This window comes from Colwellia sp. MB3u-45 (genome assembly GCF_014077005.1).
GTDB lineage: Bacteria > Pseudomonadota > Gammaproteobacteria > Enterobacterales > Alteromonadaceae > Cognaticolwellia.
Window position 1 is genome coordinate 17,894 of record NZ_JACGVC010000045.1, and the last position, 21,150, is coordinate 39,043.

Annotated in this window: 13 protein-coding genes; 9 read left to right on the forward strand and 4 right to left on the reverse strand. The window is 38.2% G+C overall.

What is annotated here, in order from left to right; translation table 11 throughout:
• The first annotated feature begins 129 nt into the window (after positions 1-129).
• Entirely contained in the window at positions 130-1,308 is a 1,179-nt protein-coding gene (gene proB, locus H4J41_RS08340) for a glutamate 5-kinase (RefSeq protein ID WP_182135614.1), read from the forward strand.
• 574 nt (positions 1,309-1,882) lie between these two features.
• On the forward strand, positions 1,883-3,355 hold the full coding sequence (locus H4J41_RS08345) for an NAD-dependent succinate-semialdehyde dehydrogenase (protein ID WP_182135615.1): 1,473 nt from the start codon (positions 1,883-1,885) through the stop codon (positions 3,353-3,355).
• A gap of 244 nt (positions 3,356-3,599) precedes the next feature.
• On the opposite strand, the gene H4J41_RS08350 is transcribed toward H4J41_RS08345, so the two are convergent.
• Positions 3,600-4,397, reverse strand: coding sequence for an ion transporter (locus H4J41_RS08350; RefSeq protein ID WP_182135616.1), 798 nt, complete (start codon positions 4,395-4,397; stop codon positions 3,600-3,602).
• Positions 4,398-4,783: 386 nt separating this feature from the next.
• On the opposite strand from H4J41_RS08350, the gene H4J41_RS08355 reads away from it, so the two are divergent.
• On the forward strand, positions 4,784-7,675 hold the full coding sequence (locus tag H4J41_RS08355; RefSeq protein ID WP_182135617.1) for a response regulator: 2,892 nt from the start codon (positions 4,784-4,786) through the stop codon (positions 7,673-7,675).
• A 322-nt stretch (positions 7,676-7,997) separates the two neighbouring features.
• Positions 7,998-10,805 carry a response regulator gene (locus H4J41_RS08360; protein ID WP_182135618.1) on the forward strand — a complete coding sequence of 936 codons (2,808 nt, stop codon included), beginning with the start codon at positions 7,998-8,000 and terminating at the stop codon, positions 10,803-10,805.
• A gap of 313 nt (positions 10,806-11,118) precedes the next feature.
• Here the strand turns inward: H4J41_RS08360 and H4J41_RS08365 are convergent, their stop codons facing one another.
• Both H4J41_RS08365 and H4J41_RS08370 read right to left on the reverse strand, forming a co-directional pair.
• The gene (locus tag H4J41_RS08365) at positions 11,119-11,436 is read right to left on the reverse strand and encodes a DUF962 domain-containing protein (protein WP_182135619.1); all 318 of its coding nucleotides are present in this window, start codon (positions 11,434-11,436) and stop codon (positions 11,119-11,121) included.
• A 9-nt stretch (positions 11,437-11,445) separates the two neighbouring features.
• On the reverse strand, positions 11,446-12,090 hold the full coding sequence (locus H4J41_RS08370; RefSeq protein ID WP_182135620.1) for a LysE family translocator: 645 nt from the start codon (positions 12,088-12,090) through the stop codon (positions 11,446-11,448).
• Positions 12,091-12,677: 587 nt separating this feature from the next.
• Between H4J41_RS08370 and H4J41_RS08375 the strand changes: the two genes are divergently transcribed.
• From H4J41_RS08375 to H4J41_RS08385, 3 genes are all read left to right on the forward strand, one after another.
• The gene (locus H4J41_RS08375; RefSeq protein ID WP_259363118.1) at positions 12,678-12,863 is read left to right on the forward strand and encodes a hypothetical protein; all 186 of its coding nucleotides are present in this window, start codon (positions 12,678-12,680) and stop codon (positions 12,861-12,863) included.
• A 424-nt stretch (positions 12,864-13,287) separates the two neighbouring features.
• A complete protein-coding gene (locus H4J41_RS08380; protein WP_182135621.1) occupies positions 13,288-13,956 on the forward strand; it encodes a YoaK family protein in 669 nt (222 codons plus the stop codon).
• A gap of 180 nt (positions 13,957-14,136) precedes the next feature.
• Positions 14,137-14,730 (forward strand): HD family hydrolase, encoded by a 594-nt coding sequence (locus H4J41_RS08385; RefSeq protein ID WP_182135622.1) that lies wholly within the window; start codon positions 14,137-14,139, stop codon positions 14,728-14,730.
• A 77-nt stretch (positions 14,731-14,807) separates the two neighbouring features.
• Here the strand turns inward: H4J41_RS08385 and H4J41_RS08390 are convergent, their stop codons facing one another.
• Positions 14,808-15,458: a methyltransferase gene (locus tag H4J41_RS08390; protein WP_182135623.1), complete on the reverse strand. Its 651-nt coding sequence runs from the start codon at positions 15,456-15,458 to the stop codon at positions 14,808-14,810.
• Positions 15,459-15,793: 335 nt separating this feature from the next.
• Between H4J41_RS08390 and metA the strand changes: the two genes are divergently transcribed.
• The gene (metA, locus tag H4J41_RS08395; protein ID WP_182135624.1) at positions 15,794-16,744 is read left to right on the forward strand and encodes a homoserine O-succinyltransferase; all 951 of its coding nucleotides are present in this window, start codon (positions 15,794-15,796) and stop codon (positions 16,742-16,744) included.
• Positions 16,745-16,772: 28 nt separating this feature from the next.
• A complete protein-coding gene (gene metH, locus H4J41_RS08400) occupies positions 16,773-20,465 on the forward strand; it encodes a methionine synthase (RefSeq protein WP_310649786.1) in 3,693 nt (1,230 codons plus the stop codon).
• The last annotated feature ends 685 nt before the right edge of the window (positions 20,466-21,150 follow it).

Here is a 21,150-nt window from a genome sequence, read left to right on the forward strand (position 1 = left end):
TGATGTTTTGATAATAAGATAATCGCACAACGACAAAAAATATTACGGAAATATCTGTAGACTTATGCACCAAATTTTTATTGGTTCAGCCCAGATGTTTAATTATATTAATCAGAAAACGGAGTCATTTTGCCCTCATTCGAACAACCAAAATCAGAAAAAGTTTCACGAATCAAACCTCGTATAGTCATTAAAGTTGGCTCGAGCCTTTTAGCAAACGTTAAGAATTTAACACCTAGTTTCGCCTTCATGCATGGCTTGCTTAGTGATATTTCTGCGTTACGTGATCAAGGATACGAAGTTGTACTTACGTCTTCAGGATCAGTTGCATTAGGTCTTAATACCGTTGGCTGTACCATTGAAAACGCCAGCGTTCAAGACAAGCAAGCAGCAGCGGCTTGTGGACAACCCATCTTAATGCATGCTTATAAGCAAATTGCATTAGAGTATGGTTTTGATATTGCACAGGTATTAGTTACCTTAGATGATCTCGAAAATCGACGTCGCTTTCTTAACGTCAAAAATACGGTACACCGTTTGATAAAACAGGGTGTAATGCCGATTGTCAACGAAAATGATACCGTGACCACCGAAGAAATTCGTGTTGGTGACAACGATAGACTAGCAGCGAAAGTCGCTCAAATGATTGGTGCTGAGTATCTGTTTATTTTAACTTGTATCGACGGCGTTTATGACCGAAACCCTTCAGAAGAAGGTGCGATATTTGTTGAGTCTATTGAAGATGTGAGCAGTTATATGGAAGCGGCAAGCAGTACCAGTTCTTTAGGTACCGGCGGTATGCTAACTAAATTGCAAGCAGCAAATATGGCACAGAATGCCGGTTGCACCACAATTATTGCGAGAGGAACAATGGAAGATCCTGTTACTGCAATACTACGTGGCGAACGCAAGCACACCAAATGTATTGCCCATTCATCTCCTTCATCGGCATGGAATATTTGGTTAACAGATCGCTTGCAAATGGCTGGTAGCCTAGTGATAAAACAAGATGTAGCTGACTCATTATATGGTGGTGACGATGGTTTTACCTGCCATGATGTTGTTTCTATACACGGAAATTTCGAACGCGCAGACGTACTTCACGTCTATGATGAAAAAGGTGAAGAAATAGCACGTGGTTTGTGTAATTTCTCATCAGATGAAACTGCTATTATTTCAAGCCGTCCAGAAGAGACTGTTGAGAATATACTTGGCTATGCTGCATCACATCGTTTGATTAACAGTGAAAATTTAGTCGTATTGGCTGAACATCATCTTTCTTGGGATGAACCTGTTCAAGGTGAATAGTTAATCACTTTGATATAACAACAAGGGCCGCTGTTGAATACTAATTTCGCTTTATCTGCGTTACTGTCGTATTCAACCGGCCTTATTTTTATTTAAAAATTCTTACTACCCCCTAATTTATTTTCACTTCAAAAAATTTAATAACCTTTATTTTTACTCTTAGATTAAATGCTTAAGTGATAATTGGCATAACTGAGTTTAAGTTTTAGCTAGGCTGTTGATCACTATATTTCCCCGCACAACAAGATCACAAACTTAATGAAACTGCTAGAACCTGTTATCCTAGAACTTTTTATTAAAGTCATCGTTAGCATTAATTTTCTTAATTAAGAACTCAGCTTTTTTATAACAGAAAATGAATAATGACCAGTCATAAAACGTAGTCAGTAGTTAGGTTACTTATAAATCTCATCACAGAGCGGCTGTTTATGTTAACCCTTAACGTGAGCAAGTAATTAATCAAATGGGCGTAAATAGCTTTTACTTATTTTAAGATCATCAGCAGAGATGTCAGTTGACGTATTCCTTATTTTAATTGATATTCATAACTAAACAGATTGCAATGGAGCTTAATATGCAAAATAACTCAGATCTTGGTTTACAAGATAGTCAGTTAGTTAAAAATTGTTCATACATTAATGGTCATTGGTGTAGCAGTGAAGCTCAGATCATTGTGACCAATCCAGCTGATGACAGTGAAGTGGCGAAGGTCAGTAATGCTGGTGTTGTTGAAACAGAATTAGCGGTAAATGCCGCTAAAGGCGCATTAAAAATGTGGTCGGGAAAATCGGCTAACGAACGTGCAGGCATAATGCGTAATTGGTTTAATTTGATGATGCAACATCAAGACGATCTTGGGCGAATATTAACCTTAGAACAAGGTAAGCCACTTGCCGAAGCTAAAGGCGAAGTAGCTTATGGCGCGGCATTTATTGAATGGTTTGCAGAAGAAGGCAAGCGGGTTTATGGTGATACGATCCCAGGACCATCAGGGGATAAACGTATTATAGTGATTAAACAACCGGTAGGTGTTGTTGCCTCGATCACACCATGGAATTTCCCCAATGCTATGATCGCCAGAAAAGCCGCGGCTGCACTAGCTGCCGGTTGTACCTTCGTTGTTCGTCCGGCAACACAAACACCACTTTCAGCGTTAGCCATGGCTGAGCTTGCCGAGCGAGCAGGCATTCCTGCAGGGGTATTTAATGTGGTGGTTGGTGACGACGCTAGTGGTATAGGCAAAGTGTTAACTCAGCACCCTGATGTTGCTAAGTTTACCTTCACAGGGTCAACGCCCGTAGGAAAAACGTTGTTGAGCCAATGTGCTACAACCGTGAAGAAGGTATCAATGGAGTTGGGCGGCAATGCGCCTTTTATCGTTTTTGCCGATGCTGACATTGATGCGGCTGTACAAGGGGCGTTGCTTTCAAAATATCGTAATGCTGGCCAAACTTGTGTTTGCACTAATCGTATTTTCGTTCAAAACCAAGTGTTGGAAGAATTTACTGAAAAATTCACAGCTAGCGTGGCGAAATTAGTTATAGGTAATGGTTTAGATGACGGGACTATTATTGGTCCTATGATTTCTAGCCAGGCGGTTAATGATGTTGATAAATTAGTGCAAGCATCTATTGCCGCGGGCGCGAAAGTCATTTTGGGTGCTAAGAAAGACCCGGCGGGCGAAAACTTTTACCAAGCAACAATTTTGAGTCATGTTACCAATGATATGCCCGTTGCTAAAAATGAAATATTTGGTCCAGTTTCTCCCATTATCGCCTTCGATAATGAAGCCGAGGTCATCGCTATGGCTAATGATACAAAATTTGGTCTAGCCGCTTATTTTTATGCCAGAGATATTGGCAGAATTTGGCGTGTTGCTGAAGGGCTTGAGTATGGAATGATTGGCATTAATGAAGGCATTATTTCTAATGCTGCTGCGCCATTTGGTGGTGTTAAGCAATCAGGTAGTGGCCGTGAAGGCTCGAAATATGGTTTAGATGATTATTTAGAAATTAAATATTTATGCCTGGGTGGTTTAGATAAATAGCGCTATTGTGGCAATATTATCACTCGCTTTATTGATAATGACGCCACGGATATTCACAGGGTATTAGCGATTTTTAGCCATGTAAAATAGGGTTTGAATAGATAAAAAAATGGTTAAATCTGCTGTTACTTGTAGTGACGCCAGATTTTCATGTCATTCACACTGATAATTAAAAGTTGTCGATAAAATTATCTGTTTGGCTACGCGCGATAACTTTTAACGTGCGTAGCCAAAAACCACTTAACTAGTGATCCTTTTTGTTATCCATCTGTAAAATAAGTGTCTTTAATTCTGTTATCTCTTGTTTTAAGTCACTTAACGTTGGCTGATTTTTGTTCTTTACTTTTGAGCGCTCTTCTTCCATCACATTAACCACAATGCCAATGACCATGTTGAGAAAGGCGAATGCGGTAAAAAAGATAAAGGTCATGTAGTAAATCCAGCTATAAGGATAAATTTCCATCGTCTCATACTGAATGTCGGTCCAATCTTCAAACGTCATCACCCTAAAAAGTGTTAGCATCGATATAGCGATGTCACCCCATAATTTCGGGTTAATGGTATTAAACAAAAAACTACCAACAGCCGCATAGATATAAAAAATTATAAACATCAACAACACGACATAGCCTAATTGCGGCATGGCCTTAACCAGTGAGTTAATGAGTATTCTAAGTTCAGGCACAACAGAAACCATTCTTAAAACACGAAACACTCTCACTAATCTAGCCAGTAAAGCCATTTCAGAATCATTTATCGGGATAAGGCTGATAACAACAACTAGCGTATCGAAGATATTCCAAGCTGATTTAAAAAAGTTTATTTTCTTTTCTTCTGTCAGAAAGCGTAACGAAATTTCAAATAAGAAAAAAAGTGTGATGAAAGTATCGAGCAGTGAGGTAATAGAAATAGCGGTATTTGAAAGCGGGAAAGTCTTAGCGCCAATTTCAAGTGCAGAAATTATAATGACACAGATAACACTTAATTCGAAAAATTTATTGTTTTTTAACTGGGTGAATGCAACTTTAGTTTTCTGATACATTGGGATAACTTTAATCATGGATTATGGGGATATTTAACCTCGGATTATAAGCCTTTTGTTACGCTCTTGGCTAAGTTTTTAGTGAAATTTTTAGTAAAGTTTTAGTAACTATTTATGTTGAAATAACAGCCATTTTTCTGGATAAATTGTCGAGGTCGTACAGCTCTAATGTTAAAGTAAGACAATATAACACAATATAATAAAACATAAGACAATGTAAGATAAGGTAAAAATCAATTACCCTTTGCATTGTTAGTAGAATAGTAAAATGCTATAACTACCAACCACATATACTTTTATCAATTGAAATAATAGATTATAACTATATGAGCAAATATAAGCATTCACTTGGTAGTAAACAATCAGCGTATTTTAAGGTGTTATGGATGACGGTTCCCAACCGAACGTTGTTAGTATTTTTCTTGATTTTATTTACAAACCTATTGGTTGGCTTTACTGCGCAAAGTCAAGGTCAAAGTCAAAGCCAAGACCAAGACCAAGACCCAAGCCAATTCGTCGATAAAAACTTTGGTCAGCAGCTATCGACAATCGAAGCCATGGTGGATCAACACCAAGCTTTAGATTTAATCACCTTACTCAGTGCAGACAAAACCTTATCAACCTTAGATAAACTTTCCGTTTTAGCCAGTCAAAGTAGAATATATCATCAATTAGGCCAACTTGAGCACGCCATTGAAACGGCCCAAAAAGAGCAGCAACTTGCCAATGAATTTGACTTAAAAAGGCTTGCTGCTAATGCTTATAAAAGAGTGGGCGTTTATGCCTATTATAACGGTAAAAATCGCTTGGCTTTATACTCATACCAACAAGCACTTAATTACTACCTTACTCTCGACGAGCCTATTGCCCAAGCCAACTTATACAACAACATTGCTTTGGTTTATGGTAGAACAGCCCAAAATGAACTTGAGCTAGCGATATATCAGAAAATTCAACCTATTTATCAGAAGTTTGGCAGTAAAAAAGATCAACTTGACGTCTTAAATAATATTGCCAATTTGCATTTACGCTTAAAGCGCTACGATGCATCAATTCAAATGTTTTATGACATTATAGAAAAACGCAAAGAAATTTCAGATAAAATTGGTCTAGCAATGGCGTATAGTGATTTAGGCTCCTCCTATAAGTATGCTGGCGATTATCAACAAGCGGAACACTTCATGAAATTGGCACTTAGTTTACATCGTCAAAATAAAGATGATTATAATGCTGCGTCTACCTTACATAACTTGGCCGAACTTAATAATGATCTTCACAACATCGACCAAGCGATAACTTATGCTAAGGAAGGTATTAACTTAAGTCTTGAACAGGGACACAACAATGCTTATTTGGGGGCAAAATATAGCTTAGCTACCGCTTATTTTTATCAAGGAAAGTATGATCTAGCATTGCAGCATCTTGAACAATCTACTGAAGTGATCAACCAAATCGGCAATAAAGAACAACTTAAGCACAACTTATCACTACAAGCCCTTATATATGCAGCGCAACATCATCCGTTTAAAGCCGTTAAAAGCCTGCGTGATTTTATGCAAACACAACTTGAATTAGCCAATAACCAACTTAACTCTCAATTGGCTATTTTTGATTCTGAGCAACTAAAGCAACAAGTTGAGCAGTTAAAGCAACAAAAACGTTTACAAGTACTGGAAATGAGCCGTTCGTCACAAGTGCGTATTATGATTATGATTATGATTATTGCCAGCTTACTGATTGGTTTTTTAATTGCACGTCGACTAATAGAGCGGCGCTCAAAGCAAGCACTTGAGTCAAAAGTCAAACAAAGAACCACCGAGCTCGAATATTTAATGCAAGAGCTACAAAGTGCTAACAAGATCAAAAGTCAATTTTTAGCGAACATGAGTCATGAAATTAGAACACCTTTAACCACAGTTATTGGTCAAGCTGAGGCGATAATGAGTGGTGATGTTGAAGATGAATTTATTGGTAAAGAAGTTAAAATTATTCATGGCAATAGCTTACATTTACTTGAACTGACGAACAACATTCTCGATTTAAGTAAAATTGAAGCCAATAAAATAGAACTTGAAATACAAATACAAAACTTGCACGACATTTTGCAAGAACTCGCGAATATGTTCAGCTTACAAGCAAGTTCTAAAGGCTTAACTTTTGACATTATTCATTGCTTGCCTGAGCCTTTTTTAATCGAGATGGATGGTTTTCGAGTTAAACAAATCTTGATCAACTTATGCGCTAATGCCGTTAAGTTCACCCCAAGAGGACATGTAGAATTAAACATTAGTCAAAGCAAAGATAATTTGATATTTAAAATTACCGACAGTGGCATCGGCATGAGTAGTTCGCAGCTGCAAAGCCTATTTGAAAGCTTCACCCAAGGGGATAGTAGTATTAGTCGACGCTTTGGTGGTACCGGCTTAGGCTTATGTTTATCAGACCAGTTAGCTAAAATCATGGGCGGTAAAATTGAAGTTGAAAGTGAGTTAAATCAGGGCAGTGTTTTTGCCTTTAGCTTACCTTGTACAGCCAATTTCAGTGAGCAATGCGGTGAAAGTAAAATATCGTCCACCGAAGTTACTATTGAGGAAGAACACCCAAAATTGCAGGGCACCATTTTACTGGCGGACGATCACAACGATAATCGACGACTCATTGCTCGCTTATTAGCGTCATTGGGGCTAGAGGTGTTAACTGCCCGTAACGGTTTAGAAGCAGTCGCTTTATTTGAACAACACCAACCTGAGTTGATTTTAATGGATATTCAAATGCCAGAAATGGATGGTATCGAGGCATTTAATATTTTGCGGCAAAAGGGCTGTAAAACGCCAATTATTGCCTTAACGGCAAACGCCATGTCGCATGAAATAACGCATTATTTATCCTTGGGCTTTAATGGCCATTTATCTAAACCTATTGAACGAAATATTTTTATACCAACCATTATAAAATTTTATGACGGTAGTCTTTCGCACGAAAAAGCCAGTGAAATTTTTAATAATCTTGATATGTCAGACTTAGTGCAAAAATTTAAATCAAACCTAGTGTTAGAGCAACAAGATTTAGTCTTACACATTAATAATAATGACTTGGATCAACTGGGCAGACTGTCGCATCGCATTGCTGGTGCGGCGCAAATGTTTGGCTTTGCTGAGCTATCTAAATGTGCCCTGCAATTAGAAACAGTGATTAAAAATAATCCAAACAATCAAAACTCGAGTGTTAGTCATCACACCCAAGAATTATTGAATGAGATAGACCAAGTGCTATGGTAAAACGTAACTAAATAAGCTTTGCTATGTAAATTAAAGGTTATTTTTTAATTATTAAGTTGTGTTTTATTGTTGATTAAATGTTGGTGTTATATCTGGTTAAAGCAACAAAATAAATCAATGACCTAGAGCGTTGTTAGTCGAATACTAAAATGCTATAACTAGCGGCTAAATAATATATTTATCAATTGAAATAATAGACTAAAGCTAAATGAGCACAAAGAATAATTTACTTGTTAGTAAACAACACGCGTATTTTAAGCTGTCATCGAAAGTAATTTTCAAGCGAATATTGTTATTACCTTTATTCATTTTATTGACAAATTTGTTCACCAGTTCTGCGGTGCACAGTCAAAACCCAAGTCAATATATAGGTAAAAACTTTGGCCAGCAGCTATCGATAATCGAAGCCATGGCAGACAAAAAACAAGCTTTAGTTTTAATTACCTCGCTCAGTACAGATAAAACCTTATCTACCTTAGATAAAATCTCGGTTTTAGCTAGTCAAAGTAGAATACTTCATCAATTAGGTCAACTTGACCATGCCATTGACGTTGCCCAAAAAGAGCAACAACTTGCTCAGGAATTTGACTTAAAACAACTTGAAGCTGACGCCTATAAAAGAGTGGGAGTTTATGCCTACTATAAAGGTAAATATGCTTTGGCTTTACATTCATATCAGCAAGCACTTAATTATTACTTTATCCTCGATGAGCCCATTGCCCAAGCAAATTTGTATAATAATATTGCCTTAGTTCATGCAAAAACCAGTGAGTTTGAAAGTGCGCTGTTGAGCTATCAACTAGCGGAAAAAATATATCAAAAATTTGGTAATGAAACCGATAAAATTGATGTGAAATTTAATATTGCCGACTTTCATTTAGAGCTAAAACGCTACGATATAGCGATATCTATGTATCTGGACGTAATAGAAAGTCGGATAAAAATTTCAGATAAAAAAGGTATCGTTATGGCATATAGTGATATAGGCAAGGCTTACAAATATGCTGGTGATTATGAAAAAGCTGAGTACTACATGACACTGTCGCTTAACTCTTCCCGTAAAAATAAATATGATTTTTATACTGCTACGGTGTTATATCACTTAGCCGAACTACATAACGACCTTTATAATATCGACCAAGCTATAGCTTATGCCACAGAAGCTCTTCGCTTAAGTATTGAGCAAGAACACGACACTGCTTATGTAGCTGCATTATATAGTTTAGCTAAAGCCTATTTTTATCAAGGGAAATATGACTTGGCATTACAATATACTGAGCGTTCAAGTGAAATGGCTGAAAAGAGGGATCATAAAGATCAAATGCAATATAACCTTTCACTACAATCACTTATATATGCCGCGCAGCATGAAAACTTTAAAGCAGTTAAAAGTCAACGTGATTTTTTGCAAGTAAAATTTGAGTTAGATAATAACGAACTTAATTCAAAATTAGCCTTATTTAACTCTGATCAATTAAAACAAGAAGTAGAACAATTAAAGCAACAAAAACGTTTACAAGCACTCGAAGTAGAGCAGTATTCACAAACGCGTATTATTATAATTATTGTGGTTATTGCCATCTTAATGATTGGTTTTTTAATTGCACGTCGACTAATAGAGCAGCGTTCAAAGCAAGCACTTGAGTCAAAAGTAAAACAAAGAACCACCGAACTCGAATATTTAATGCAAGAGTTGCAAAGTGCTAATAATATTAAAAGTCAGTTTTTAGCGAACATGAGTCATGAAATTAGAACACCATTAACCACAGTTATTGGTCAAGCCGAAGCGATAATGAGTGGTGATGTTGAAGAAGAGTTTATTGGTAAAGAAGTTAAAATTATTCATGGCAATAGCTTACATTTACTCGAACTGACGAACAACATTCTCGATTTAAGTAAAATTGAAGCCAACAAAATAGAACTTGAAATACAAACACAAAACTTGCACGACATTTTGCAAGAGCTCGCGAATATGTTCAGCTTGCAAGCAAGCTCAAAAGGTTTAACTTTTAAAATTATTCATTACTTGCCAGAGCCCTTTTTGATCAAGATGGATAGTTTTCGAGTTAAGCAGATTTTGATCAACTTATGCGCTAATGCGGTTAAATTCACCCCAAAAGGCCATGTAGAATTAAACATTAGTCAAAGTGAAAATAACTTAATGTTTAAAATTACTGACAGTGGTATAGGTATGAGCAGTTCGCAGCTGCAAAGCATATTTGAAAGCTTTACCCAAGGGGATAGCAGTATTAGCCGACGCTTTGGTGGTACCGGCTTAGGATTATGTTTATCAGACCAGTTAGCCAAAATTATGGGGGGTAAGATTGAAGTTGAAAGTGAGCTAAATCAGGGCAGTGTTTTTGCTTTTAGTTTACCCTGTACAGCCAGTTTCAGTGAGCAATGCCGTGAAAGTAGCATATCGTCTACCAAAGTCACTGTTGAAGAAGCTGCTGCGCCATTACAGGGCACTATTTTACTGGCTGAAGATCACAAGGATAATCGACGACTTATTGCTCGATTATTAGCGTCATTGGGGCTAGAGGTGTTAACCGCCCGTAACGGTTTAGAAGCGGTCGCTTTATTTGAACAACACCAGCCGACGTTAATTTTAATGGATATTCAAATGCCAGAAATGGATGGTATCGAAGCGTTTAATATTTTGCGGCAAAAGGGCTGTAAAACGCCGATTATTGCCTTAACGGCAAACGCCATGTCGCATGAAATAACGCATTATTTATCCTTGGGCTTTAGTGGCCATTTATCTAAACCCATTGAACGAAATGTTTTTATACCAACGATTACAAAATTTTACGATGGCAGTTTTTCGTACGAAAAAGCCAGTGAAATTTTTAGTAACCTTGATATGTCAGACTTAGTGCAGAAATTTAAATCAAATTTGGTATTAGAGCAGCAAGACTTAGTGTTACACATTAATAATAATGACTTGGATCAACTGGGCAGACTGTCGCATCGCATTGCTGGAGCTGCGCAAATGTTTGGCTTTGCGGAGCTATCTAAATGTGCCCTGCAACTAGAAATGACCATTAAAAGCAATCAAAAAAATCAAAGTTTGGTGATCAATCATCACACCCAACAATTGTTGAATGAAATAGACCAGGTGCTATGGTAAGCGGTATTTAAGCAAGCTTATGGGTAGTTAAACTGTGTTTCTAAGGGGGGTGTTTAAGTCTGACGCTTTGTTAAATGTGAGCGCTAATGACGGCGAATAGCTTTGAATCACAACTATAATTTGTCACTAGCCCCGACCATGTCAGCCAACATTTGTTATGTGATGCTATTGCTCTTAAAGCACGATTGTTGAGAGTGCGTTATCAAGTCTACTATTTTAATTTTATGTTGGTTGGCAAGCTCAATCCTACTAAGTAATCTTGTGCTATATCCAAGAAACTAAATCCAAGAAAACTAAATCCAAGAAAAAACCCTTAGAACTTAAGTTTACCCATCAAGATGTCTTTATACATAACCCAGTCACCTAACAGGCTATACCAAGGATAAGTGAAGGTCGCTGGTGTATTTTTCTCAAAGAAAAAATGACCAAGCCAAGCAAAGCCATAACCTAGAAAAGGTAAGGTCCAGAGCAATATCCAAGCAGCATTAATCAAGACATAGGCCAGAGTAATTATAATTAAACTAGAGCCAATAAAATGTAACCGTCTGCAGGTAATATTTTCATGTTGGCTTAAATAAAACGGATAAAACGACTTGAAATTTTTATATTTTTTAACGGCTGTATTTGTCATGAAAATCACCTAATTTATTTTGCTGAGCAATACTTTTAAGCCGATTAAAATCATAGCGCCACCAAGTACACGGTCGATCCAATGGCCTAAGCGTTGAAATTTTTCATTAACACTTGGCCGAGAAAGTAAAACCACCACAGTAGAAAACCACAGCAGTTGTAATATCATCATCCATATACCGTAAATAACCAAGTGTAATAGTGGTAAATTCGGTGATAAAACCACAGTAAACAAGGCTACAAAATATATTGGCGCTTTTGGGTTTAAGGCATTGCATAAAAACCCTTTCGCAATTGCGCTTAAATGGGTGTGTTTTTTCAGCACTTTTTGCTCGCTGGCTTTGCCAATAGGGTCAAGGTTACTGACCGGTTTAGCGCTTAAACCTTGCACACCTAAGTAAATTAAATAACCACCACCGATAATTTTTATCGCCCACAATGCGGTTGTTGAGTTAGCGATAACAGCAGCTAAACCTAGCGCAGAATAAATAATATGCACCGACAAGCCCAATGCAATACCAATACTGACCATAAAACCTGTTTGTTTGCCGTTAGACAAAGTTTGTTGCGACACCAAAACAAAATCAGGCCCTGGTGATGCTGCCGCCAACAAATGTATGGAGGTTATTAATAGTAAGCCTTGCATTAAATCCATGAGTATTCCCTAAACAGCCACCTTAAAAATATTCTCGTAAAATAGCCTAAAAAGCGACTAATAACACCTATATCGATAACATGAACAAAACTCATTACTAAATTAACACTGCTAAAATATAGCTGCAAATATTAGTTTAGAAAGCAGACTTATTGATAAAAACACTCATTTGTATTAAACACTTTATAGCGTTGGGCATTTTTTAGGTGCCACTTCAGTCCATCAAGCGCTAAGCCGGCGCTTAATGTGATGGGCCGAATATGTATGGCCAAGTTAATTTCATCTAGACGACATAATGAACGACAACAGAGCAATTAAAACGGATAGATCGTCAGAGATTAATTTGGTTGAAGTTCAGCACAATTTGGCGTTTTTCGCTAAATCTGTCTAGATATTGCGATTTTATGCCATTGGTAAGAGTTAATAAAAACTCGTATGTTACAGTGCAGGTATTATTTAATATTATTGCCAAAAATACTGAAAATCTGTTACACGTACTTGGCCAATAAGTAAGGAAATCTGATGAGCAGTTGAGGTTTTATCAGCTATAAAATAAGACTAAGTTATTACTTATATTGAGAAGTTTTATGATGAAAGATGTAAAAAATGAAGTTACGGATGAAATTAAAGCAAAACTATTGTATTGGCGTAATATAAAAAGTAAGAGAAATAAAACCCTGCTCATTGTTTTTCTTTTAAGCTTGGTTGGCTTAAAGGTATTTACCACAGTGTTAACTTTTGAGTGGTTAGCGGGTTTATTTAACTCGGTATAAAGTAAGGTTTAAAATAGATGAGTAATTGCACAACTTAGGTGGCCTTAGTTGTGCTTACTGAGCCTTATTTAAGTCAGGTATATTTAAGTCAGATATATTTAAGTCAGATATATTTAACTCAGATATATGTACCGATGAATTTATATCAAGTTGATTATTTGCTGTTAAAGAAACTTAAGTGGTTATTCAAGATGATTAACTCGAGTTAATTAAACAATAGACCTCGACAGTTTTTAAACATGTAAGGCAATATAAATGCTGATCAACTTGTCACTAGGGGAGTAACTCGCTATTTTGATAGCGTTAATTATTTTAGCTAGTTTTTATTTTAACTTATTTTAACTTATTTAACTTATTTAACTTATTTAATTTCAGCTGAGCTTAATTTTATACTCAAATAGGTGCTAGCAGCCTAAGGAATATAGTGACTTCAAAATTACCCCGATGGGTAGAATACGGTGCATTTGTACTTGCTTTAGTGGCAGGACTTATTAATGCGGTTGGATTGTTAGGCTTTAAACATCAATCTATTTCGCATTTATCTGGCACGGCTACACTGCTTGGCACAGGAGTCGTAAACTCAACATTTACTGATGCTTTTCATTTACTGCTTATTTTATTTAGCTTTTTAATGGGGGCGGGTATATCGGGTTACTTTATTCATGGTGGGGCCTTAAAATTAGGCCGCAATTATAGTGGTTTGCTTTATCTAGAAGCGGCATTGCTTTTTGGCGCTATTTATTTCTTAACCAAAGATTCTTTAAATGGCCATTATTTGGCCTCAGCAGCGTGTGGATTGCAGAATGCCTTAGCCACTACTTATAGTGGTGCGGTGATCAGAACAACTCATGTCACCGGTATTTTTACTGATTTGGGTATTATGTTAGGTGCAAAATTAAGGGGCGATACATTTGATAATAGAAAGGCACTATTATTTCTGTTAATTATTATAGGATTTATTGTCGGTGGGGGCTTAGGTACTTATTTATTTAGTTTGTTTAAATTTTATGCGCTATTTGTACCCGCAGGTATTTGTATTTTCTTAGCCTTAATCTATTCAATTTATAATGCTAATGCCCAAGCTAAGAGCTAGCACTTTTACCATTTTTTCAGGTTGCCAAGGTATGTGGTAAATTTATCACTAGTATATTAGGTCGCTTTATCGACACTTCAGCAGATTGTGTTGTTACTAAGGTGGAGTTATCGATGAAAGCCCCCATATCAACTTATGTGAGCATAAAATCATCGTGCTAGCTTTCATATAGGAGAAGTAATGCAAGACTTGAAGCAACAATTAGATTTTATTTTAGAGTTAGACCGTCTTAAAGCTGTCTACCGAAAAGTGATGGTAAAGTCGGATAAAAATAGACCAGAAAACAGTGCTGAGCATAGCTGGCATATTGCCATGATGGCGCAAACCTTACATGTTTATGCCGCAGAGCCAGTCAATGTTGCTCGAGTTACCAGCATGTTACTTATTCATGACATAGTAGAAATTGATGCCGGCGATACTTTTGCCTTTGCAGCACAAGTCGAACTTGATGCACAAGAAGCAAAAGAGCTTGCAGCGGCAAAGCGTATTTTTGGTTTGTTGCCTGAACAGCAATGCTCAGAAATGTTAAACTTGTGGCTAGAGTTTGAAGCGGCAGAAACAACCGATGCTAAATTTGCCAAAGCAATGGATCGGGTCTTACCTTTACTGCAAAATATGAAAAATGACGGAGGGAGTTGGGCTAAGCATAATGTTAGCCGATCTGAAGTTATTGCCCGTAACAATCTCTTAGATGGTTTAGCCCCCAAACTATGGACTTATGTTGCTGAGCAAATTGAGTTTGCCGTAGAAAAAGGCTGGTTACGCAACGCGTAGCGGTAATAAAACTTCTAGCTATGTAAAGCAATGCCTTAGCTGCTTGTTAATATATCAGTCAACAAACAGCTAAGCTTCTATCTTTTAAATTTAAGAATATGACCTTTGAAGTCTTGTTTAATGTAATCGGTATGCTCAGGTTTAATATGGGTAGAGCTAAAACCAAAATCTAGCATTTTTGTACTTAATTTAGTTTTGCGCCCGCGACCCGGATCAACAAGAATAACTTCACAACTTTTGTTTGCATGGGCTTGGATGAAGTTGGCAAGCAATTCAATATGTTCATTTTCATATAGTAGGTCACTACCTATGATTAAATCAAAAAGTCCTAAGCTATCTTGTTTATTTGACCAATTAGTTTGCTCATAGTTAATCGGACCGTCTTGATTAAGCAGGGTGTTTCTCAGTAAAAATTTCCCTACTTCGGGGTGGTAATCTGTTGCGGTTATATCCGCTTTTTGTTTGTTTAAGAGTAAGCTACTAAGCGCTATGCCACAGCCTACTTCTAATACCCGTTTTGTGCCAACGGGGTATTGCGAAATAAAATGTGCCAGCACTAAGCTTGATGGCCAAATAACACCAAATAAAGACCAAGTTGCCGATGAAATGCCTAAGTTTTGGGCGATGTCTTCAGGGTCATAAAATTCTTGTTTATCACGTAAGGTACAAAGATGGATATCAGTGTTACCAAACTCGATGGTTTGATAACTGTAACGAAGGTTTGTCATTGTGCTGCCTAGGTAGGCGCGGAGCCAAGTCTCTTAAGACAAATGACAAAGTGCGCGAGTCGGCTAAGAGTACAGTGTTTAGCTTAAATGACAATATATTTCGTGCGCTATAATTTAGCTGATATAGCTTTTTTGTCGCGAATTTTCTTTGCGACTAAACGATAAAATGCTAAATCATATTAAAATGTTTAGACGTCTATACGTTTAGAGGTTGACATAGCTAGCAATCCAAGTCACATTGTAGTTAGATATAAATGGTAAAGAGCAATATTTTTTTCAGCGTTATTTTATTACTATTACAGATATAACGAATTACCCGACATTAGGTTATTACTATGCCCATAAAAATCCCCGATGAATTGCCCGCTTTAACGATTTTAGACAAAGAAAATATTTTTGTTATGTCTGAACGTCGCGCTGCAGATCAAGAAATTCGCCCAATGGAAGTGGCTATTCTTAACCTAATGCCCAATAAAATTGAAACTGAAGTGCAAATTCTGCGCATGTTGGCCAATACACCATTGCAAATTAATGTTGAATTTGTCCGCATACATGCCAATGAATCTAAGAATACGCCGCAAGCACATCTAGATAATTTCTACCGCTTATTCGACGATATAAAACATAAACAATATGACGGTTTAATTATTACCGGTGCGCCGCTGGCATTGTTGGATTATCAGCAAGTAACCTTTTGGGACAAAATTTGTCAAGTGTTTGACTGGGCAGAAAAAAATGTGACTTCAACCATGTTTTCATGTTGGGCAGCACATGCAGCGCTTTATCATCATTATGGTTTGAAGCGACATTTGCGTAAAAAAAAGCTCTCTGGCGTCTACCACCACCATTGTTTAAAACCAGAAGAGCAGTTAACCCGAGGCTTCGATGAAAGTTTTAATGTGCCTCATTCTCGCTATGGTTATATCGATAAATCGGATTATCAAACACTGGAACATCTAGAAATATTGGCGGAGTCAGCTGAGGCAGGGGTGTATTTATCTGCGAGTAAAAATAAGCAGCAAGTCTACCTTACCGGCCATCCAGAGTATGACGCAACCACCTTGAGTGAAGAGTATTTTCGTGACCTTGAAATGGGCCGTACCACGTCAATGCCTGAGCATTATTTTACTGAAAATGATCCCCATTCAACCACAGCAAACACCTGGCGCAGCCATGGTAGTTTGCTTTTTACCAATTGGTTAAATTATTACGTTTATCAAATTACGCCGTATCAATTAGATGCAAACCATATTAAAGCCATCCATCCAGGGAAATCTCGTGTCTAAGCAAGTAAATACTCAATCAAAAGCACCTGTGGTGCAGTCAGTTTCTTATGGCCGATTACAAGCCGAATTAAAAAAGCGCATTCTTATTTTAGATGGTGCTATGGGCACTATGATCCAAGCGTATAAATTTGAAGAGCAAGATTATCGTGGCGAGCAGTTTGCTGATTGGCATAGCGATGTTAAAGGTAACAACGATTTGTTGGTGCTGACTCAACCTGAGGTTATTAAAGCTATTCACCGCGAATACCTTGTTGCCGGTGCTGACATTCTTGAAACCAATACTTTTAACGCCACCACTATTGCCATGTCTGATTACGATATGGCGGAGTACAGTGCTGATATTAATTTCGCGGCGGCGCAATTAGCACGTGAAGTGGCTGATGAATTCACCGCGAAAAATCCAGATAAACCCCGTTTTGTGGCTGGCGTGTTAGGGCCAACAAACCGCACTTGTTCAATTTCCCCTGATGTTAACGACCCAGCGTATCGTAATGTCACCTTTGATCAGCTCAAAGACGCTTACATTGAATCGACCAACGCCTTGATTGACGGCGGCAGTGACATCATTTTAATTGAAACAATATTTGATACCCTCAATGCTAAAGCCGCTATATTTGCTGTTGAAACCGTCTTTGAAAGTCGCGGTGAACGTTTACCTGTGATGATCTCAGGCACGATTACCGATGCCTCAGGGCGAACGTTATCAGGGCAAACCACCGAAGCTTTTTACAATTCTTTACGTCACGCTAGACCGATTTCATTTGGTTTGAACTGTGCGCTTGGCCCGGTTGAATTACGCCAATATGTGGAGGAATTAAGCCATATTTCAGATGTGGCGATTTCTGCTCATCCTAATGCGGGTTTGCCTAATGCTTTTGGTGAATATGATTTTACCGTTGAAGATATGGACGAGCATGTTGCTGAATGGGCCAATGCAGGTTTTTTAAATATTATTGGTGGCTGTTGTGGCACCACACCAGCGCATATTAAAGGCATGGCTGATGCCGTAGCGAATATCGCACCTCGAGAAATTAAAGCGAAAGAAATAGCTTGTCGATTATCCGGCTTAGAAGCACTGACCATTAAAGACGATAGCTTGTTTGTTAACGTAGGTGAGCGTACTAATGTGACAGGATCTGCGGTTTTTAAACGCTTAATTACCGACGAAAATTACGATCAAGCCATCGCAGTAGCCTTGCAACAAGTTGAAAACGGCGCACAGATTATCGATATCAACATGGATGAAGGCATGTTGGACTCACAAGCAGCCATGGTTCGATTCCTGAATTTAATTGCGGGTGAGCCAGATATCGCCAAAGTGCCGATTATGTTGGACTCTTCTAAATGGGATATTTTAGAAGCGGGTTTAAAATGTATTCAAGGTAAGGGCATTGTAAATTCAATCAGTTTAAAAGAGGGTGAAGACAACTTTCGTGAACAAGCTGAACTGCTGCGCCGTTATGGTGCTGCGGTGATTATTATGGCGTTTGATGAAAAAGGCCAAGCCGATACTCGTGAACGTAAGTATCAAATTTGTCAGCGCGCTTATCATATTTTGGTCGATGAAATTGGCTATCCCGCTGAAGATATTATTTTTGATCCTAATGTTTTTGCGGTTGCTACTGGCATCGACGAGCATAACAATTATGCGCGTGATTTTATTGAAGCGGTAGGTGACATTAAGCAAAACTTACCCCATGCCATGATTTCTGGTGGTGTCTCTAATGTCTCGTTCTCATTTCGCGGCAATAACCCAGTGCGCGAAGCGATACATGCGGTTTTTCTTTATCATGCGATAAAAAATGGTATGGACATGGGTATAGTTAATGCCGGCCAGTTAGCGATTTATTCTGATATCCCCGACAACCTGCGTTTAGCCGTTGAAGACGTGATACAAAACTCTGATGATGGTGCTACTGAACGCCTACTCGATGTGGCACAAGAATATCGTGGCCAAGCGGGTAGTCAAAATAGCAAAGCTGATTTAACCTGGCGTGAATTAGAAGTGAATAAGCGCCTAGAATATTCGCTCGTTAAAGGTATTAATGAGTTTATTCTTGAGGACACTGAAGCCGCTAGATTAGTCGCTAAACGGCCATTAGATGTTATCGAAGGGCCGTTGATGGACGGCATGAATGTGGTCGGTGATTTATTTGGTGCTGGCGAAATGTTTTTACCGCAAGTGGTAAAATCTGCCCGCGTCATGAAACAAGCGGTCGCACATTTAAACCCTTTTATTGAAGCAGAAAAAACTGAAGTAAGATCTAACGGTAAAATATTACTGGCAACGGTGAAAGGTGATGTTCATGACATAGGTAAAAATATCGTTGGCGTGGTTTTACAGTGTAATAATTACGAGATTATCGACTTAGGTGTGATGGTGTCATGTGAAGAGATTTTACGTGTTGCCCGTGCTGAAAAGGTCGATATTATTGGTTTGTCAGGGTTGATCACTCCCTCACTTGACGAAATGGTGCATGTTGCTAAAGAAATGAAGCGCCAAGAATTTAACTTACCCTTGCTTATCGGTGGCGCTACAACCTCTAAAGCGCATACCGCCGTTAAAATTGAACCTCAATATCAACATCCTGTGGTTTATGTACCTAATGCTTCACGTTCGGTTTCTGTGGTAAGTACACTACTCTCTGATGAGCATAGAGCGGCCTTTGTTGAGCGCCAAAACGCTGAATACGTTAAAGTGCGTGAGCGCCATTACAAAAAAGGCCCGCGTTCAAGTTTGATTTCCTTGAAAGACGCGCGCGCCAATGCGGTGCCGATTAACTTTGATAACTATACCCCTAAGGTGCCAAATAAATTAGGTGTGACTGTACTGGATAATATCGACTTAAATATTGTTAGGCACTATATCGATTGGACGCCATTTTTTATGACTTGGCAGTTATCTGGTAAGTATCCCTTAATTCTTAAGCATGAAGTCGTCGGCGTGGAAGCAACTAAGTTACTTAATGATGCTAATGCGATGTTAGATGATGTTATTAATAATAAAAAATTAACCGCAAAAGCGGTATTTGGTTTGTTTCCAGCCAATCGTGAGCAAGATGACTTACAACTTTACACCGACGACTCGCGTACTGAACCCTTAATGAAATTGCACCAATTACGTCAACAAAGCAAAAAGCCCACGGGCCAATATAATCGTTGCTTAGCCGATTATGTCGCTGATAAAGCCTCGGGCGTTGATGACTACATTGGTGCTTTTGCCGTGTCGGCTGGCTTTGGTGTTGAGGCTTTAGTGAAAGCCTTTAATGCCGATCACGATGATTATAATAGTATTTTAATTAAAGCGGTTGCCGATAGACTAGCTGAAGCCAGCGCTGAGTATTTACACCAGCAAATTCGCAAAGAATATTGGGGCTACGCGCCAGATGAAACCTTGGATAACGATAGTTTAATTCGTGAAAGATATCAGGGTATTAGGCCTGCGCCAGGTTATCCTGCCTGTCCAGAACACACAGAAAAAGGCTTGCTTTGGACCTTACTTAATGTCGAAGAAAACATTGGTATGGACTTAACCTCAAGTTTTGCTATGTGGCCTGGTGCCGCGGTAAGTGGTTGGTACTTCGCGCATCCAGAGTCTAAATACTTTGCCGTGGCAAAAGTAGCACAAGACCAAGTTGAAAGTTATGCCGCACGTAAAGAAATGACTATGCCACAGGCTGAACGTTGGTTGTCGGCTAATTTAGATTATGAACCTTCGTAAACTATAAATTATAAGCTTTAGCTTGAAGTGACGAGGGGAGATGTTTTATTAGCCTATCTTATAGCGTAGAAGTAACAGCGCAGAAGTAATAGCAAAGATAAGATAATAAATAAACGGTATAAAAGCTAAAAAGCGCTATAGCAAGACAAGCTATAGCGCTTTTTTAATATTGGTTATCAGCGTTATTTTTAGACAAGATAATGTCGTAAGATTCAGGTCATTGTGTACTTAATTCACGTTATACAATAACGCCCCCCCTTAAGTGAACCTGTGTTGGAGTTAAATTACTTTCAGCAATAATGTAGCTTTGATGATATCAATAGTTATATTGAGTGACACTATCTCAACAAGCAGACTCAGCTAAGGCAAGTGTTTCATCAGTGATGGTGGTTGAGCTAAGTTGAAATTTAAGTCGTCAGATTCAGATTCAGATTCAGTGAGCGGTTGTTGGACTGAAAATGTTGCACTGAAAAAATTAACGATTTTTTTGTGCATTTAAAGTGCTGGCTATTGCTTTAACGCTAGTGCTTCTGCTCGCTAATTGCCGTTATTTTGCATCAACTAGGTGAATCAGAGGTTTAAATTCTTAGCAGGCATTATCGACATAACACGGCTCCATTTTGTATGGCCAATCTCATGGGGTAAATAAACCTGTAAAACGATTGTCATGATAGCTAAAGAATAT

Bases quoted from the DNA above. Each gene is read 5' to 3' on its own strand.
- H4J41_RS08370 (WP_182135620.1), bottom strand. From the start codon at position 12,090: ATGGATTTAATGCAAGGCTTACTATTAATAACCTCCATACATTTGTTG.
- H4J41_RS08375 (WP_259363118.1), top strand. From the start codon at position 12,678: ATGATGAAAGATGTAAAAAATGAAGTTACGGATGAAATTAAAGCAAAA.
- H4J41_RS08350 (WP_182135616.1), bottom strand. From the start codon at position 4,397: ATGTATCAGAAAACTAAAGTTGCATTCACCCAGTTAAAAAACAATAAA.
- H4J41_RS08345 (WP_182135615.1), top strand. From the start codon at position 1,883: ATGCAAAATAACTCAGATCTTGGTTTACAAGATAGTCAGTTAGTTAAA.
- metA (WP_182135624.1), top strand. From the start codon at position 15,794: ATGCCCATAAAAATCCCCGATGAATTGCCCGCTTTAACGATTTTAGAC.
- H4J41_RS08365 (WP_182135619.1), bottom strand. From the start codon at position 11,436: ATGACAAATACAGCCGTTAAAAAATATAAAAATTTCAAGTCGTTTTAT.
- H4J41_RS08390 (WP_182135623.1), bottom strand. From the start codon at position 15,458: ATGACAAACCTTCGTTACAGTTATCAAACCATCGAGTTTGGTAACACT.
- H4J41_RS08385 (WP_182135622.1), top strand. From the start codon at position 14,137: ATGCAAGACTTGAAGCAACAATTAGATTTTATTTTAGAGTTAGACCGT.
- H4J41_RS08355 (WP_182135617.1), top strand. From the start codon at position 4,784: ATGACGGTTCCCAACCGAACGTTGTTAGTATTTTTCTTGATTTTATTT.